A 16,736-nucleotide genomic window follows, 5' to 3' on the forward strand; every position below is an offset into this window, starting at 1 on the left:
CCCTTCCAGATGGCTCGCATGCGCCCAGTGAACACCGTGTCCCCGGCCGCCGGTAGCCCTGCCGCCCGCGCGAGGGAACCCCGAACCGTCGAGACCGCCTATAACAGCGGGCTCCCTCGACGGTCCGGGGTTCCCTCGCGCGGGCGGCAGGGCTACCGGCGGCCGGGGACACGGTGTTCACTGGGCGCATGCGAGCCATCTGGAAGGGCGCGATCACCTTCGGCCTGGTCAACGTGCCGGTGAAGATCTACAGCGCGACCGAGGACCACGACATCCCCCTGCACCAGGTCCACGACAAAGACGGCGGCCGGATTCGATACCAGCGCAGGTGCGAGATCTGCGGCGAAGTCGTCACCTTCGACCACATCGACAAGGCCTACGACGACGGCGAGCGCACGGTGGTGCTCTCGAAGGACGAGTTGAAGGCGCTACCCGAGGAGCGCGACCGCGAGATCGACATCGTGCAGTTCGTGCCGAGCGAGCAGGTCGACCCGATCATGTTCGACCGCGCGTACATCCTCGAGCCCGACTCCTCGTCCCCCAAGGCCTACGTCTTGCTGCGACGCACCCTCGAGCAGACGGACCGCACCGCGATCGTCGAGTTCGCGCTGCGGCAGAAGACCCGGCTCGCCGCGCTGCGGGTGCGCGGCAACCTGCTGATGCTGCAGACCCTGCTCTGGGCCGACGAGGTGCGGGAGGTCGAGTTCTCGTCGCTGGCGGGGAGCACCCGGATCGCGGCGCGCGAGCTGGAGATGTCAGCGCACCTGGTCGACGCGTACTCCGAGGACTTCGACGCCGCGAAGTTCCACGACGCCTATCAGGAGGAGCTGCGCACGCTGATCGACGCCAAGATCGAGCAGGGCGACGCCCTCGACACCGCGGCAACCTTCGGCGAAGCTCCGGGGGAGGAGGGCGGCGGCGAGGTGCTCGATCTGATGGAGGCGCTCCAGCGCTCGGTCGAGCGCAGCCGCGGAGCGAAGGGGGCAGCGGAGTCACCCGCGAAGAAGGCTTCACCGCCGTCACCACCGAAGACGCCTGCGAAAGCTCCCGCGAAGAAGAAGGCGGCCGCAAAGGCGGCTGACACGGTCGAGGAAGGTGCAGCACCCGCGAAGAAGCGGCCGACGAAGAAGGCCGCGACGACCGAGAAGGCCGCTTCCTAGGCCGGCCGGGCGTGCCGCCGGAGCCCGCTGCTGGCTAGGCGCGCTCGTCCACCCGGCCGGGAGCGTCCGTCCCGTCGGCGTCGAGTACGTCGGCGGCGTCCACGTCGTCGAGGTCGACCGCGACCGAGCTGACCAGCGCGAGTAGCGCCTCCGCGTAGGCGTTCTCGGCCGCAGCGGCCTCGAAGGTCCGCGGCTGCCCGCCGAGTTCGACCTCGACGACGAACCGCAGCTGCGGCTCCGTCACCCGGCGGAGGGAACGGAACGTCCCGCGGAGCAGCTCCCGCAGCTGGTCCTCCCGCGGCAGCCAGAGCGAGTCCTCCAGCGAGACGGAGTCCAGGGCCCACTCCGTCGTGCCGTTGAAACCGAGGACCGTCCCGGTCGGATACTCGTGGGCCTCGATGGTCATGTCACTGACGGTGAAGACATCGCCGTCGAAGCCTTCCCGCTCGATGCGGAAGTGGTCGCCGGTGACGGGCGTCCAGCGCGCGCCCGCAGTGCGCAGGGCGCGGGCCAACTCGAAGGAGATCATCGGATGAGTGTGACGCGCGAAGCCGCGAACAGACCGCGAGTGCTGCCCTTCTCAACCGAGCCTTGTAAAGTCGCTCCGGCGAGAAGGAGAGCGAAAGGCAGGGCGATGTCGGACACGATCGGACCCGACGGCGCGCGGGTGGTGTCGGAGCGGATCATCGATCTGATCGTGGCGACGCGGGAGCACCTGGACGGTGTGCCCGGCCCGACCGCCGCTGATTCGATCGGCGTGGATTCGATCGGGTCGGCCGTGGTCGCGGGCTCCGCGGTCGGCTTCGACATCTGGGCTCCGCACGGAAGCACCGCCGCCGCGGACGCTGCGCTCGTCGCTCTCTACTGGGAGTCGCTCGGGATGTCGGTCAGGATCGCCCGCGACCGCCCCCTCCCCGTCGTGCACGGCACCGGCGGACCGGTGGACCGGGCCAGCTTCCGGACCGGGAACCTCTTCGGTCTCCACGGCCTCTACGGCGTCGACGCGGTGGCGCCGTGCGGTCCGGATCGGGCCTGACCGCACCCGGCGCACGCCCCGATGTCGGTGGATGAGTTTACGTTCATGAAATGTCCGGTTCACAGGCCGGGCACCCGCACTGCATAGCGTGACCATGCGTGCCCCTTCTGGGGGTGTGCCGGCCGCGCCGCGCCGCGACGACGCTGCGACCGCTCTTCCGAGCGGCGATCGAGAGGACCACCATGCCCGACTCTCCCACCCCGCCCGACCACCGACGCAGGCGCCGGCTCGGCCTAGCAGCCCTGACCGGCCTGGCCCTGGCGGCCACTGCGCTGGTCGCGACTCCCGCCACCGCCGCCCCCTCCGGCGACGAGCTGGTCATCAGCGAGATCTTCGCCCGCGGTGGCTCCGCCGGCGCGGCGTTCAGCAACCGCTACGTCGAGCTCTACAACCCCACCGCGGCCGAGATCGCCCTCGGCGGGCTCTCGATCCAGTACCGCTCCGCGACGGGCACCGCGAATCCTTCCACGACCGTGCCGCTCACCGGCTCCGTCCCGGCGGGCGGCCACTTCCTGCTCGCGGGCGCCAGCAACGGTACAAACGGAGCAGCCCTCCCCACTCCCGACCAGAGCGCGAACGGCCTGAACATGGCCGCGGCCGGCGGCACCCTCTTCCTGGTCGAGGGGACCACCGCGCTCGTCGCTCCGCCCACCGGCGCCGCCGCCCAGCCGGACTCGGTGCTCGACCTCGTCGGCTACGGCACCTCGAACACGTTCGAATCCGCCGTCGCCACGGTCCCCTCGCTCACGCAGACGATCGCGCGTGCGGACACCGCCACCGGCGACACCGACGTCAACGCGACCGACTTCGTGCTCGGCGAGCCAACCCCGCAGACCGCGGGTACCGGATCCACGCCGCCGACGACCCCGCCCACCACTCCCCCGACGACCCCGCCCGCGGAAATCCCGGCCGTCTCGATCGCCGACATCCAGGGCACCCAAGACGCGTCGCCGCTCGTCGGCCGCACCGTCACCACCTCCGGCGTGGTCACCGCGCGCTACCCCTCCGGCGGCTACAACGGCTACGTGATCCAGACCCCCGGCACCGGCGGTGAGAGCACCCGCACTGCGTCCGACGCCGTCTTCGTCTTCTCCTCCGCCTCCGTCGGTTCGGTCGAGATCGGCGATCACCTGCGTGTCACCGGCGCGGTGAGCGAGTACAACGGATTGACGGAACTCACGCCGACTTCGGCCGCGTCCGTCGTCACGCTCGACGCCGCCGCCGCTCCGGTGCCCGCAGCCGTCTCGCTCCCCCGCGCGACCGCCGAGCGCGAGGCGCTCGAGAGCATGCTGATCGCTCCGCAGGGGGCCTACACCGTCACCGACACCTTCGATCTGAACAGCTTCGGCTCGGTCGGCCTCGCCGCCGGCACGTCCCCGTTGCTCACGCCGACGGAGGTCGCGCGTCCCGGCTCGCCGGAGCTCGCCGCCGTCGTCGCCGACAACGCCGCCCGGGCGGTCACGCTCGACGACGGCGCCTCGATCAACTTCCTCGGCGCCGCCGCGAACAAGGCGATCCCGCTGCCCTACCTCACGCCGACCGAGCCGATCCGCGTCGGCGCTCCGGCGAGCTTCTCCCGCCCTGTCGTCCTCGACTACCGCAACGGCGGCTGGGCCTTCCAGCCCACCACGCAGCTCACCGCCGACAATGCCGACGATGTCCAGCCCGCGACCTTCGCGAACACCCGCACCGCAAAGCCCGAGGCCGTCGGCGGCGACCTGTCGATTGCATCGTTCAACGTGCTCAACTACTTCTCCACCACGGGAGACTCGATCAGCGGCTGCACGTTCTACACCGACCGCGACGGCGACCCCGTCACCGTCAATGGCGGCTGCGACGCGCGTGGAGCGGCCAACGCCGACGACCTCGAGCGCCAGCAGGCCAAGATCGTGACCGCGATCAACGCGCTCGGCGCCGGCGTCGTCTCGCTCGAGGAGATCGAGAACTCGGCGAAGTTCGGCAAGCCCCGCGACGAGGCCCTCGCCACCCTCACCGCCGCGCTCAACGCGGCCATCGGCTCCGAGGTCTGGGCCTACGTCCCCTCCCCCGCCGCGCTCCCCGCACTCGCGGACGAGGACGTCATCCGCACCGCCTTCATCTACAAGAAGGCCGTGATCGAGCCGGTCGGCGAGTCCGTCGTGCTCAACGACACGGTGAATTTCTCGAACGCCCGGAAGCCGCTCGCCCAGGAGTTCCGCCTGATCGGCGACAGCGCCAGCGAGTTCGTCGCGATCGTGAACCACTTCAAGTCGAAGGGCTCCGGATCGGGTGCCGACGCCGACCAGGGCGACGGCCAGGGCGCCTCGAACGCATCGCGCGTCGCTCAGGCGACCTCCCTCGTCGCCTTCGCCGACCGCCTGGGCACCGACAAGGCCACCGAACTCGTCTACCTGCTCGGCGACTTCAACGCCTACTCGCAGGAGGACCCGGTGAAGGTCATCACCGACGCCGGCTACATCGACCAGGGAGCGAAGGACGACACGTACTCGTACTCGTTCGACGGCGCGGTCGGCTCGCTCGACCACGTCTTCGCCTCTCCCGCCGCCGACAGGACGGTCACCGGGGTCGACACCTGGAACATCAACAGCGGCGAGTCCGTGGCACTGGAGTACAGCCGCTACGACTACAACGCGACGATCTTCTACGACACCTCGGCGTACCGCTCCAGCGACCACGACCCGGTCGTCGTCGGCCTCGACCTGCCCGAGACCGCTCCGGTGACCATCGACGTCGCCACCACGGCGTCGACCAAGCGCCTCGCGGTGTTGCGCACGCTGACCGTCTCGGCGGTCAACAACGGGCCCGAGACGGTGTCGATCGAGATCACGACGGCCTACGGCTCGAAGACGCGGAAGTCGGTCAAGCCGGGCCAGTCCTTCACCGTGAAGACCGTGACCGTGCTCAAGCCGATCAAGGCCGGCACGGCGACCATCGAGGTCACCGCGCCCGACGGCACCGAGCGCATCTACCAGCAGGCGTACCGCGGCGCCTGATCCCGCGCGACCCCTGACCTCGACGAGCCACGGCTCCTAGAGTTCGGGGATGCCCGAGGGAGACAGTGTGCACCGTCTCGCCGCCCGCCTCAGACGGGCGGCGGACGGGCGCACCGTCCTCGACGGCGAGTTGCGCTCCGGGGACGCGGCCGGCACGTCCCTCGCCGGCCTGCAGATTGTGGAGCACGACACCCACGGCAAGCACCTCCTCACCCGCTTCGCCGGCGGGTCAACACTGCACACCCACCTGCGTATGCAGGGCTCGTGGACCGTGACCACCCCCGGCCGCGTCGTCCCCGGTCACTGCAGAAGAACGTCCGCGTCCGCCTCCGCCTCGACGACGGCTCGACCGTCTGGGGCATCGACCTCCCCGTCGTCCAACTCCTCCCCACCCGGGACGAGTCCCGCGCCATCGGCCACCTCGGCTTCGACCCACTCCGCTCCGACTGGGACGCCGAGGAGGCCGTCGCGCGCCTCTCCCGGATCCCGGACCGGCCCGTCATCGCCGCGCTCCTGGACCAGCGCTGCCTCGCGGGCCTCGGCAACCTCTGGGCCAACGAGGTCTGCTTCCTCCGCGGCGCCTGGCCCTGGCGACCGATCGGCTCCCTCGACGTCCGCGCCCTCGTCGCGACGGTCGCGCGGGGCCTGCGCGCCTCCGTCACCGTCCCCGGGATGTTCCAGACCACCACCGGCGACACCCGCCGCGGCGAGAGGCACTGGGTCGCCGGCCGCGCCGGGCGTCCGTGTCTGCGCTGCGGCGTCACGATACTCGTCCGCGAGGAGGTGCGCGACGACCCCGAGCTGCGCCGCACCTGGTGGTGCCCGCACTGCCAGCCGGAGTCGGCGGGCGGAGAGGTTAGCGCCTGCGATGACGCCGGAACGCCAGTACTCCGAGGGAGATAATCGCGAGGACGATGCGGGTGCCGCGACCGCGCCGACCGGGATCGGGGTGGTCCCGATCCGTCGGCGGGGCCCCACCGGTGATCGCGAAGTACCGAGCAGAGAGGTAGCGGAGGTGACGCGCACTGATGACAATGGACTCGGCCTCCAGGTGTCGGACCTCTGACGCGTCGGGCGGCTGAATCCACAGCGGTGAGACGAGGGCACGAGCCAGCTCCTCGCGGGCCCCGGGCACGACGACGGCGACGGCGATCACCACGACGAGCGGGACGATGTACGACACGGTCGTCGCGGCCAGGACCACACTCGTCTCGCGGAACGTCGACAAGCGTCGCGTCGGCCGGTGCTGCTCGCGAAACGTGATGAAGAGGAATCCGGGGAGCAACAGCACAATCAGGAGAAGAATGCCCGTGACGGTGGTGGGGATCATGCCATCTGCTTCCTTCACGCGGCGCCGTGAGCAAGAATCTGAGTGTCAGTGTTTCATCGACGGGAGGAAGACCGCGTGCCGAGTCGTGTTCCGACGCCACCGCAACCTCGACCGATCCGTGTCAGGGAGGGCCAGCAGGTCGTCTCCAATCCCAAGCCGTTCCGAGCGACTCCCGTTTCGCTGGTGCCCAAGCCCAATCCGCGCCCGCGATAGGTGCCCGCACGGCCAGCCGGAGTCGGCGGGCGGCGGAGCCGGGCGTACCGGCTGCGGGCCCGCCTGCGTAGGCTGACCGCATGACGAACGAATGGGGAACTCCGGATCCGTCTGCGCGCCGCGACCGGTCCGCGGAGGTCGTTCCGGGCGCCGAGTCCGGCGAGGCGGTCGAGCCCGATCGCGTCGAGGACGCCGAGCGCGCACTGGCGGTGCGCGAGGTCAAGCGGCGCCGCGACTTCCTGGGGTCGGTCGGCGGCTGGGCGAGCGTCTCGGCGATCACCACGGCCGTCTGGGTCGCGTCGGGCGCCGACGGCTACTTCTGGCCGATCTGGCCGATGGTCGGCATCGGGATCGGCGTCGTGGGCCAGGCCGCGTCGATATGGGGGCCGACCCGCAAGGAGATCACCGAGGCGGACATCTCCGCCGAGATGCAGCGCCGGGAGAAGCGCGCCCGCTGATCAGTCCAGTCGGCCTACTGCACTCACGCGCACGACGGCCGCACCCTGCTCGTCCGACTCCGCCAGATCGACCGTCGCGGAGATCCCCCAGTCATGGTCGCCCGCCGGGTCGTCGAGGATCTGCCGTACCCGCCACTGCGTCGGCTCCTCCGTGATGAGGAGCATCGCGGGTCCCCGCGCGTCAGGCCCAGTGCCGATGCGCTCGTGCTCGTCGTAGTAGTCGTCCAGCGCCGCACCCCACGCGTCGGCGTCGAATCCGGCGGCCGCATCCAGCTCGCCGAGCGCCTCGTGGTCGTCGAGCGCGGCGAGCGTCACCCGGCGGAACATTTCGTTGCGCACCAGCACGCGGAAGGCGCGGTGGTTGGCGGTGAGACGGCGCGGAGCGGGCGGCACGATCGACTGGTCCGCCGCGTGCAGCGCCGGGTTGACCAGCTCCTCCCACTCGTCCACCAGCGAGGAGTCGACCTGGCGCACCAGCTCGCCCAACCACTCGATCAGGTCGTGCAGCTCCTCGTTCTTCAGCTCGTCGGGGATGGTCTGCCGGGCCGCGCGGAACGCGTCGGACAGGTACCGCAGCACCAGTCCCTCCGAGCGCGAGAGCTTGTAGAAGGCGGTGTATTCGCCGAACGACATGGCCCGCTCGTACATGTCGCGCACGACTGACTTGGGCGAGAGTTCGAAGTCCTTCACCCAGGGCTGCGCGGCCGTGTAGGTCTCGAAGGTCGCCGCGAGCAGCTCCTCGAGCGGCTTGGGGTGCGTCACCGACTCGAGCAGCTCCATCCGCTCCTCGTACTCAATCCCCTCCGCCTTCATCGCCGCGACCGCCTCGCCGCGGGCTTGGAACTGCTGGGCGCCGAGGATCGGGCGCGGATCATCGAGCGTCGCCTCCAGCACCGAGATCACGTCGAGCGCGAAGGTGGGCGACTCGGGGTCGAGCACGTCGAACACGGCGAGCGCGAACGGCGAGAGCGGCTGGTTCAGCGCGAAGTTCGGCTGCAGGTCGACGGTCAAGCGGATGCGCATCGCGCCGTCCGCACCGACGCTCTGCTCGATGACGCCCGCCTCCCGCAGGGTGCGGTAGATGCCCAGCGCGCGGCGGGCGAGCTGCAACTGGCGCTGCCACGGCTCGTGGTTGTCGAAGATCAAGGCGTGCACGTTCGCGTAGGCGTCGCCGCCGCGGGCGATCACGTTCAGCAGCATCGCCGAGGTGATGGTCATGTGCGAGGTCAGCGTCTCGGGCTCCGCGTCGACGAGCTTGCGGAAGCTCGGCTCGCCCCAGCTGACGAAGCCCTGCGGCGCACGTTTGGCGACCCACTTCCTCCGCTTCTTCGGGTCATCGCCCATCTTGTCGAGAGCCTTGCGGTTCTCGGACTCGTGCTCGGGCGCCTGCACCACGACCGTGCCCGCTGTGTCGTAGCCCGCGCGGCCGGCGCGGCCGGCGATCTGGTGGAACTCGCGGGCGGAGAGCTGGCGCAACCGGGTGCCGTCGTACTTGGTCAGGGCGGTGAGCAGCACCGTGCGGATGGGGACGTTGATGCCGACACCGAGTGTGTCCGTCCCGCAGATCACCCGCAGCATCCCCTGCTGCGCGAGCTGCTCGACCAGTCGGCGGTACTTCGGCAGCATGCCCGCGTGGTGCACGCCGATCCCGAGCCGGAGGAGGCGCGAGAGCGTTTTGCCGAAGGCGGTGGTGAAGCGGAAGCCGCCGATCACCTCGGCGATCCGGTCGCGGTGCTCGCGAGTGGCGATGTTCGCGCTGGTGAGCGCCTGCGCGCGTTCGAGGGCCGCGGCCTGCGAGAAGTGCACGACGTAGACGGGCGACTGGTTCGTCGCGAGCAGCTCCTCGATGGAGTCGTGGATCGGCGCGATCTCGTAGAAGTAGTGCAGCGGCACCGGACGCTCGACGCCGGTGACCCGGGCGGTCTCGCGGCCGGTGCGGCGACTGAGATCGGCGGCGAGCGCCGTCACATCGCCCAGGGTCGCCGACATCAGCACGAATTGAACGTGCGGGAGGGTGAGCAGCGGCACCTGCCAGGCCCAGCCGCGCGCCGGATCCGCGTAGAAGTGGAACTCATCCATCACCACCTGGTCGACCGGAGTGTCCGCGCCGTGCCGGAGCGCGAGGTTGGCCAGGATCTCGGCCGTGCAGCAGATGATCGGTGCGTCAGCGTTGACCGAGGAGTCGCCGGTGACCATGCCGACGTTCGAGGCGCCGAAGACCTCGACCAGCGCGAAGAACTTCTCGGAGACGAGCGCCTTGATCGGCGCCGTGTAGAAGCTGCGGCGTCCGGAGGCGAGCGCAGCAGCGTGCGCGCCGATCGCGACCAGCGACTTCCCGGTGCCGGTAGGAGTGGAGAGGATGAGGTTCGAGCCGGAGGCGATCTCGAGCATCGACTCGTCCTGCGCCGGGTAGAGCGGCAACCCCCGCGACTCGGCCCACTCCGTGAAGGCCAGGTACACCTCGTCGTCGTCGACCCGCCCGTCCGCGTCGGGCGTCGGCATCCGGTCGAGCAGCGTCGAGGTCATCCCCCCATCCTCCCAGCCCGCGCCGGCCCCCGCCCCCGGAACCTCGCGCCCCGGTGATTCGTCACGAACGGTCGTCATTCCGCTCGTGTGACGACTCTTTGCGACGAATTACCGGGTATCGGCGCGGGGATCCGTCGGAGAGGGCGCCGTGGGCGAGCGCGAGGACGCGGTCGGCGTCGGCGAGGACGGCGGGGTCATGCGAGACGCAGACCACGCTCGCACCGCGTTCGGCCTCCGTGCGCAGGACCGCGCGGATCCGATCGGCGCTCGCGGCGTCCAGGCCGGTGGTGGGCTCGTCCAGCAGGAGCAGATCCGCTCCGCGGGCGAGCCCCTGCGCGAGCAGCGTGCGCTGCCGCTGGCCGCCGGAGAGCACCGCGAAGCTCTCACGGGCGAGGCCGGTCAGCTCCATCCGCTCGAGTGCGGCCGCGATCGCCCCGGCGGCTCGGGCGTCGCTCCGGCGGAGGCGGCCGAGCCTGCCCCAGGTGCCCACCGCCACCACGTCGCGCACCGTCACCGGCAGGCGGTCCGGGATCGACGTCCGCTGAGGCACGAACGCGATCGCCCCGGTGACCTCGCGCGAGCCCTCGGTCAGAGGCCGAACGCCAGCGATCACCTCCAGAAGCGTCGACTTACCGGCGCCGTTGGATCCGGCGATCGCGGTGAGGGAGCCCGCGGCGACGTCGAGGTCGAGGTCCGCGAGTGCACGGCGGGCGCCGAAGTCGACGCGCGCACCGCGGAGGCGGATCGGGGGCTCGGGCAGGGGCGGGACATCCATCTCGACGAGCGTACAGGAGTGATAAACGTTCTCATTATCGTGTACGGTCGGGCAGCATGCCCCACGCTCTCGTCGGACTCCTCGAACCGTTCGCCCACGACTTCCTCCAGCGCGGCCTGCTCGGCGGCGCCCTCGTCGCGGTCCTCTGCGGAGTCGTCGGTACCTGGGTCGTCATCCGCGGGATGGCCTTCCTCGGCGAGGCACTGGCCCACGGGATGCTCCCCGGCGTTGCGCTGGCGACGGTGCTCGGTGTCCCGGTGCTGATCGGAGGAGCGGCGAGCGCCGTCGCCATGAGCCTGGGCATCGCGGCCCTGCAGCGGCGCGGACGCCTGTCCTACGACACCAGCATTGGTCTGCTGTTCGTCGCGATGCTGGCGCTGGGAGTCATCGTGATCTCGCACTCGGGCAGCTTCGCCACGGATGCGACCTCGATCCTTTTCGGCGACATCCTCGCGATCACCTCCGTCGACATCGGTCTGCTCGCCGCAGCGGCCGGAGTCGGCCTGATCGTCGCGGCGGCGTTCCACCGTCCGCTCGTCGCCCTGGCGCTGGACCCGCGCATCGCCGCGGTACTCGGTCTCGGCCCGCGCTCGGCCCAGGCGGTGCTGGTCGGCCTGGTGACCCTCGCCGTCGTCGCGTCCTACCAGGCGGTCGGCTCGCTGCTCGTCGTGGGGCTGCTGCTGGCTCCCGCGGTCGCTGCCGGTCACTGGACCACCCGCATCCCGACTCGGATGGTGCTCGCCTCGATCCTCGGCGCGGCCTCCGTGCTCGTCGGCCTGCTCGTCTCCTGGCACGCAGCGACAGCCGCGGGCGCCTCGGTCGCCGGCACGGCCATCGCGATCGCGGCCGTCTCCTGGTCGGTCCGCGCGGCCACCTCGGCCCTCGCCTCCCGGTCGAGCGCTCCCCTGGCGGCCGCATGAGGCCGCCCAGAGACCGCCCCGCTCCCCGTCGAAAGGACTCCGTGCACTCCCGTACTGCCGCCTCCACCCTCCTGCTGGGCGCCCTCGCACTCGGCCTGGCCGCCTGCTCGACCGATCCCGCCGCACCGACCGATCCCGCCGCACCGACCGCAGGGGACTCCGGCCACGGCGCGATCGCGAACGCCGCCGAACTGGCCGAACCCCGCCTCGGCCTGACCTCGATCGACCCCTCCGGTGCCGTCTCGCATCTCGATCTGCTCGACGAGAGCGTCAGCGCCCTCGGCTCCATCGGCGAGCCCGCCGCGATGACGACCGACGGCCGCTACCTCTTCGCGCAGACCGCCGCGGGCGTCGAGATCATCGACAGCGGAGTGTGGACCTGGGACCACGTCGACCATTTCCACTACTACCGCGCGGATCCGCGCCTGGTCGGTACCGTCGAGGGCGCGGGGACGGCGACCGTCGCCACGACGAACCTCTCGACGAGCGGCGGCACGGGCCTCTTCTTCCCCGACTCCGGCGAGGCGGTCCTCCTGGACACGGAGGCCCTGTCGCGGGGCGAGATCGTCGAGCGGTTCCGAAGGGACGTCGAGCCCGGACCCGGGATGGTCGTGCCAGTCGGCTCCTCCGCCCTGGTGACCGAGGGCTCCGGATCCGCAACGGACGTCGTCGGCTACGACTCGGACGGCGAGCCGACCGGCCTGCGCGAGGCGTGCCCCGATGCGGCCGGCACGATCACCACCCGCGTGGGCGCCGTCATCGGCTGCTCCGACGGCGCCCTGCTCGCCTCCGTCGAGGGCGAGGGACTCGTCATCGAGCGCATCACCTACCCCTCGGGGACCACTGCCGCGCCCGCCACCGCCTTCGCGAATCGGGAGGGCCGCCCCACCGTCGCGGCCCTCGCCGGGGAGGACGGCATCTGGCTGCTCGACACCCGCGACCGCTCCTGGAGCCTGCTCCCGGCACCGACTCCGCTAGTGCAGGTCACCGCGGTCGACGATGCGGACGACACCGTGCTCGCCCTCGCCGCCGACGGCCGCGTCCTGGTGCTCGACGGCGCCGACGGGGCGGTCCTGGCCGAGACGGCACCCCTCGTCGCCCAGTCACTGGCGACCGGGGCCCGGCCTGTCCTGGTCGCCGACCAGCAGCGCGCCTACCTCAGCGCTCCTGCCGAGCGGAGGCTGCACGAGATCGACTACGCGGACGGAGCGCGGATCGCCCGCAGCTTCGAGACCGCCTCCGAGCCGGCTTTCGTCGCGGAGACGGGACGATGAGGCGCCGCTGGGCGCTCGCCTGCACCGCGGCAGTCCTCCTCCTCTCGGGCTGCGCCACCGCGGAGGAGGACGACCGAGCACTCGTGATCGTCTCGACGAACATCCTCGGCGACGTCGTGGGAGAGCTCGTCGGCGACGAAGCGCAGGTGCTTACCCTGATGAAGCCGGACGCGGATCCGCACTCCTTCGAGATCTCGGCGCAGGAGGCGGCCCGCCTCCGCTCCGCCGACCTCGTCGTCTCGAACGGGCTCGGGCTCGAGGAGGGCCTCCAGCAGCACCTCGACGAGGCCTCGGCCGCCGACGTGCCCGCCTTCATCGCCGGAGACGTGATCGACGTCCTCGACTACAGCGAGGGCGACGCCGAGGGGAGCCCGGACTCGCACTTCTGGACGGACCCGGGACGGATGCTCGACGTCGTCGACGCCCTCGGCCCCGTGCTCGCGGAACTCGACGGCATGGATCCGACGGTGCTCGCCGAGCGGACGGCCGCGTACCGCGCCGAGCTCGAGGACCTCGACTCCGAGATGACCGCGGTCTTCGCCGGCATTCCTGATGAGCGCCGAGCGCTGGTCACCAACCATCACGTCTTCGGGTACCTCGCCGCCCGCTTCGACTTCGACGTCGTCGGCGCGGTCGTCCCCGGCGGCACCACCCTCGCGGCACCCTCCGCCTCCGACCTCGCCGACCTCGTCGACGCCGTCGAGCAGACCGGTGTCCCCACGATCTTCGCGGAGTCCTCATCCCCCGACCGCCTGGTCCAGGCGCTCGCGAGCGAGGCCGACATCCGCGTGGAGGTGGTCGAGCTGTTCACGGAGTCCCTGACCGGACCCGAGGGCGGCGCTCCCGACTACCTCGCCATGATGCGCGTCAACACGCAGCGCATCGCCACCGGGCTCTCGCCCTGAATCCGCACACCCACCACCAGGAAGAAGACACACCCATGCAGAACCCCCACCTCCGGCGGGCGGGCCTCGGCCTGATCGCTCTCGGCTCGATCGCGGTCCTCGCGGCCTGCTCCTCGAGCACGCCCCCCGCCGCGGAGTCCTCCGCCACGAGCACGACCGCAGCCGCCGGTCCCCGCGTCGCCGTCGCCTACGAGGGCGGCATTCTCGTCCTCGACGGCACGACCCTCAAGACCGTCGCGGACATGGACTCCGAGGAGTTCACCCGTCTCAACCCCGCCGGCGACGGCCGGCACATCATGGTCACGATGAGCGAGGGCTTCCAGCTCCTCGACACCGGCGCCGGCACCACCGGCGAGCCGGAACTGACCGGCACGGTCTTCCCCGCGGACACCCCGGGCCACGTCGTCCGCCACGCCGGGAAGACCATCCTCTACGCGGACGGCACGAGCGACACCACTGTCCTCGAGACCGCCGACCTGGCCACATCGAACGGCGCGCCCGAAACCGAGACGATCCCCGGAGTCCAGGCCCACCACGGCGTCTCGATCGTCCTAGAGGACGGCACCTTTCTCACGACGGTCGGCACCGCTGACGGACGCACCGGGATCGAGGTGCGCGAGGCGTCCGGCGCCGTCACGGCCACGAACGACCAGTGCCCCGGCGTCCACGGCGAGGGCACGGCCGAGAACGAGGTCGTCGTCTTCGGCTGCGAGGACGGCGCCCTCGTCTACGACGGCGGCGAGATCACCAAGCTCGACGCACCCGACCAGCCGTACGGCCGGATGGGCAACGCCTGGGTGAGCGAGACCAGCCCGATCGTCGTCGGCGACTACAAGGACGACCGCGACGCCGAGGGCTACCTCCTGAACCGCGTGGCGGTGATCGACACGGCCGCGAAGACCCTCGACGTCATCGATCTGCCCGACGGCGTCGAGTACACCTTCCGCGGTGTCGCCCGAGGCCCCGATGATCTGGCCTACCTGATCGGCTCAGACGGCGCGATCCACGTGCTCGACCCCGAGACCGGGGCGCTGACCGCCGCCTACCCTGTCGTCGAGGCGTGGGAGAGCCCCGTCGAGTGGCAGGACCCGCACCCCGCCATCACCATCGCGGGCGACATCGCCTACGTGACCGACCCGGCCGCCGACAGCATCCACGCCGTCGACCTCGTCACGGGCGAGATCGTCGCCACGGGCGAGCTCGACGTGACCCCGAACGAGATCGCCGTCGCCGCGAGCTGACGAGCTGACGAGCTGCGGGCAGGAGGGGCGGGAACCACTCCGCCCCTCCTGTTCACCTCCACCGTGCAGGATCACCGCATGACGACCGACTTCGATCTCGACCAGGTGGTGCGCGACGTGACCGCGAACGTGCGCAAAAAGTTCCCCGACCACTCCGAGGAGCAGGTCGCGCCGCTGGTGCGCGAGGAGCTCGCCGGGCTGCAGGACCGGCCCGTGCAGGACTACCTGACCGTGCTCACGGAGCGGGCGGTCAAGCGCCGACTGAAGCGCGAGGCGCGCGGCGAGTAGCCGACCTCGGGCGAGCGCCCGCTCGATGCTCGCCCGCAGCGCCGACGCCGGGCGCAGTGATCCCGCCGCCTCAGCGTCGACGAGCGCTTGCGCGTCGGCCGGGCTGTGCTCGCGGTACCACCGGTCGACCAGGACGCCGTGCTGTCGCGCACGCCGACCGTACCGGAGTCGGGCAGGAGGCGGACGACGCGGCACACGGCGAGCAGGCGGGGCATGCCGACATGGTGCCAGGAGGAGGCGCGCCGCGTGTGCGGCGCGACGGGGCGTCACCGAGAAGTGCCCCGCGACACAGGCGCGGACGGTTCGACCGAGCGGGCGGTCCCGCTAGCGTCGGCGCCCGACCAGCTGCGTCAGTGCGCGGCGGCCCAGGAGGAACACGGCCAGCACCACGGCAGTCACGATCACGAAGCTCCACTGCACGCCCTGGCCCGAGGCGATCCGGAGCAGCATCCCGCCCGCCACGGTCACCGCCCAGACGACCAGCCCCGTGGGCACGATCCGGTCCGGCGCCCGCCACGAGCGCGACACCGCCCAGGCCGCGAGGAGCGCGACGAGGAACGGCCAGAGCGTGCCGAGCAGACCGAGCAGAGCCGACCCCTCCTCGTGGCTTCGCCGCCCGATCAGCACGAACACCAGGACGAGCACCGCATCGAGCGCGAGCGCGAGCCCGGCGCGGCGGGTCACGCCGGCTCCGTCACGAAGTCGATCAGCTGCTCGACTCGGCCCAGCAGCGCCGGCTCCAGGTCCTGGAAGGTGCGCACCCGGCCGAGGATGCGCTGCCAGGCGCCCGCAATATCCGCCTGCTCCTCGTGCGGCCAGCCGAGCGCCTCGCAGATGCCGTGCTTCCACTCGATCCCGCGCGGGATCTCGGGCCAGCGTTCCAGGCCCAGCCGGTCGGGCTTCACGGCCTGCCAGACGTCGATATAGGGGTGGCCCACGACGAGGACATGGGCGCCGTGCGGGCCAGCCGCGACCTTCTCGGCGATGCGCGTCTCCTTCGACCCGCGCACGAGGTGGTCGACGAGCACGCCGATACGACGCCCCGGCCCTGGCCGGAACTCGCGGACGAGTTCGTCGAGGTTGTCGACGCCCTCGATGTACTCGACGACGACCCCCTCGATCCGCAGGTCGTGGCCCCAGACCTTCTCGACCAGCTCGGCGTCGTGCCGCCCCTCCACATAGATGCGGCTCGGCAGCGCGACCCTGGATCTCGCGTCCGCGACGTGGAAGGACCCGGAGGCGGAGCGAGCGCGGCCGAGGTTGGCGTCGCGCTTGAGCCCGGGCGCCTTGAGCGACACGGGCTTCCCGTCCAGAAGGAACCCCGGACCGAGCGGGAACACGCGGACCTTGCCGAACCGGTCTTCCAGCCGCACCATCCGCAGCTCCACGCCGAGCACGGCACCGACGAAACCGGAGGCGACCTCCTCGACCACCAGATCGCGCTCGGCCTCGACGACCGCCACCTCGACCCTGCCCCGCGCCCGCCAGTCCCCCGCGAGCACGTCCTGCCCGTACCTGTCCTCGTCCATCGCACCGAGGGTAGCCGGAGGCGCGCCCGCCGCCGGGCGGACACGGCGCGTGCGCCTCGGCGCTCTCCTCCGACGACACCTTCTGAGG

General features: G+C 71.3%; 16 protein-coding genes and 1 pseudogene. 11 read left to right on the forward strand and 6 right to left on the reverse strand.

Annotation, left to right across the window (positions count from 1 at the left end; all coding sequences use genetic code 11):
• Positions 1 to 188: 188 nt before the first annotated feature.
• A complete protein-coding gene (gene ku / locus C5D07_RS13955) occupies positions 189 to 1,160 on the forward strand; it encodes a non-homologous end joining protein Ku (protein ID WP_104259590.1) in 972 nt (323 codons plus the stop codon).
• A gap of 34 nt (positions 1,161 to 1,194) precedes the next feature.
• Here the strand turns inward: ku and C5D07_RS13960 are convergent, their stop codons facing one another.
• Positions 1,195 to 1,689: a pilus assembly protein CpaE gene (locus C5D07_RS13960; RefSeq protein ID WP_308470771.1), complete on the reverse strand. Its 495-nt coding sequence runs from the start codon at positions 1,687 to 1,689 to the stop codon at positions 1,195 to 1,197.
• 105 nt (positions 1,690 to 1,794) lie between these two features.
• Here C5D07_RS13960 and C5D07_RS13965 point away from each other — a divergent pair, with 105 nt between their 5' ends.
• The 4 genes and pseudogenes from C5D07_RS13965 (at position 1,795) to C5D07_RS13975 (ending at position 6,092) form a co-directional block, all read left to right on the forward strand.
• Positions 1,795 to 2,196, forward strand: a complete 402-nt coding sequence (locus tag C5D07_RS13965; RefSeq protein WP_068254831.1) for a hypothetical protein — start codon at positions 1,795 to 1,797, stop codon at positions 2,194 to 2,196.
• Between the two features lie 182 nt (positions 2,197 to 2,378).
• Positions 2,379 to 5,189: an ExeM/NucH family extracellular endonuclease gene (locus C5D07_RS13970; protein ID WP_104259591.1), complete on the forward strand. Its 2,811-nt coding sequence runs from the start codon at positions 2,379 to 2,381 to the stop codon at positions 5,187 to 5,189.
• A gap of 49 nt (positions 5,190 to 5,238) precedes the next feature.
• A pseudogene (locus C5D07_RS16190) lies at positions 5,239 to 5,412 on the forward strand (Fpg/Nei family DNA glycosylase); the annotation flags it as partial.
• A 41-nt stretch (positions 5,413 to 5,453) separates the two neighbouring features.
• On the forward strand, positions 5,454 to 6,092 hold the full coding sequence (locus tag C5D07_RS13975) for an Fpg/Nei family DNA glycosylase (RefSeq protein WP_249028243.1): 639 nt from the start codon (positions 5,454 to 5,456) through the stop codon (positions 6,090 to 6,092).
• On the opposite strand, the gene C5D07_RS13980 is transcribed toward C5D07_RS13975, so the two are convergent.
• On the reverse strand, positions 6,046 to 6,519 hold the full coding sequence (locus C5D07_RS13980) for a DUF6338 family protein (RefSeq protein ID WP_104259592.1): 474 nt from the start codon (positions 6,517 to 6,519) through the stop codon (positions 6,046 to 6,048). The genes C5D07_RS13975 and C5D07_RS13980 overlap by 47 nt on opposite strands.
• A 293-nt stretch (positions 6,520 to 6,812) precedes the next feature.
• Between C5D07_RS13980 and C5D07_RS13985 the strand changes: the two genes are divergently transcribed.
• On the forward strand, positions 6,813 to 7,190 hold the full coding sequence (locus C5D07_RS13985; RefSeq protein WP_084415994.1) for a 2TM domain-containing protein: 378 nt from the start codon (positions 6,813 to 6,815) through the stop codon (positions 7,188 to 7,190).
• Here C5D07_RS13985 and C5D07_RS13990 read toward each other — a convergent pair whose 3' ends face one another.
• On the reverse strand, positions 7,191 to 9,716 hold the full coding sequence (locus C5D07_RS13990) for a DEAD/DEAH box helicase (RefSeq protein WP_104259593.1): 2,526 nt from the start codon (positions 9,714 to 9,716) through the stop codon (positions 7,191 to 7,193).
• A gap of 61 nt (positions 9,717 to 9,777) precedes the next feature.
• Positions 9,778 to 10,491, reverse strand: coding sequence for a zinc ABC transporter ATP-binding protein AztA (aztA, locus tag C5D07_RS13995; protein ID WP_104259594.1), 714 nt, complete (start codon positions 10,489 to 10,491; stop codon positions 9,778 to 9,780).
• Between the two features lie 56 nt (positions 10,492 to 10,547).
• On the opposite strand from aztA, the gene aztB reads away from it, so the two are divergent.
• The 5 genes from aztB (at position 10,548) to C5D07_RS14020 (ending at position 15,119) form a co-directional block, all read left to right on the forward strand.
• The gene (gene aztB / locus C5D07_RS14000; RefSeq protein ID WP_068254847.1) at positions 10,548 to 11,411 is read left to right on the forward strand and encodes a zinc ABC transporter permease AztB; all 864 of its coding nucleotides are present in this window, start codon (positions 10,548 to 10,550) and stop codon (positions 11,409 to 11,411) included.
• 41 nt (positions 11,412 to 11,452) lie between these two features.
• On the forward strand, positions 11,453 to 12,685 hold the full coding sequence (locus C5D07_RS14005) for an ABC transporter (RefSeq protein ID WP_104259595.1): 1,233 nt from the start codon (positions 11,453 to 11,455) through the stop codon (positions 12,683 to 12,685).
• Positions 12,682 to 13,590 (forward strand): zinc ABC transporter substrate-binding protein AztC, encoded by a 909-nt coding sequence (gene aztC / locus C5D07_RS14010; RefSeq protein ID WP_104259596.1) that lies wholly within the window; start codon positions 12,682 to 12,684, stop codon positions 13,588 to 13,590. Before C5D07_RS14005 ends, aztC begins: the two co-directional genes overlap by 4 nt.
• Positions 13,591 to 13,625: 35 nt before the next feature.
• The gene (gene aztD, locus C5D07_RS14015) at positions 13,626 to 14,831 is read left to right on the forward strand and encodes a zinc metallochaperone AztD (RefSeq protein WP_068254854.1); all 1,206 of its coding nucleotides are present in this window, start codon (positions 13,626 to 13,628) and stop codon (positions 14,829 to 14,831) included.
• A gap of 78 nt (positions 14,832 to 14,909) precedes the next feature.
• Positions 14,910 to 15,119, forward strand: a complete 210-nt coding sequence (locus C5D07_RS14020) for a three-helix bundle dimerization domain-containing protein (protein ID WP_068254857.1) — start codon at positions 14,910 to 14,912, stop codon at positions 15,117 to 15,119.
• 324 nt (positions 15,120 to 15,443) lie between these two features.
• Here the strand turns inward: C5D07_RS14020 and C5D07_RS14025 are convergent, their stop codons facing one another.
• Together C5D07_RS14025 and C5D07_RS14030 are read right to left on the reverse strand one after the other, a co-directional pair.
• On the reverse strand, positions 15,444 to 15,803 hold the full coding sequence (locus C5D07_RS14025) for a DUF3054 domain-containing protein (protein ID WP_068254860.1): 360 nt from the start codon (positions 15,801 to 15,803) through the stop codon (positions 15,444 to 15,446).
• Entirely contained in the window at positions 15,800 to 16,648 is an 849-nt protein-coding gene (locus C5D07_RS14030; protein WP_068254863.1) for a DUF3097 domain-containing protein, read from the reverse strand. Before C5D07_RS14030 ends, C5D07_RS14025 begins: the two co-directional genes overlap by 4 nt.
• Positions 16,649 to 16,736: the final 88 nt, after the last annotated feature.

The sequence above is a fragment of the Rathayibacter tritici genome, assembly GCF_002932875.1.
GTDB classification, from domain to species: Bacteria; Actinomycetota; Actinomycetes; order Actinomycetales; family Microbacteriaceae; genus Rathayibacter; species Rathayibacter tritici.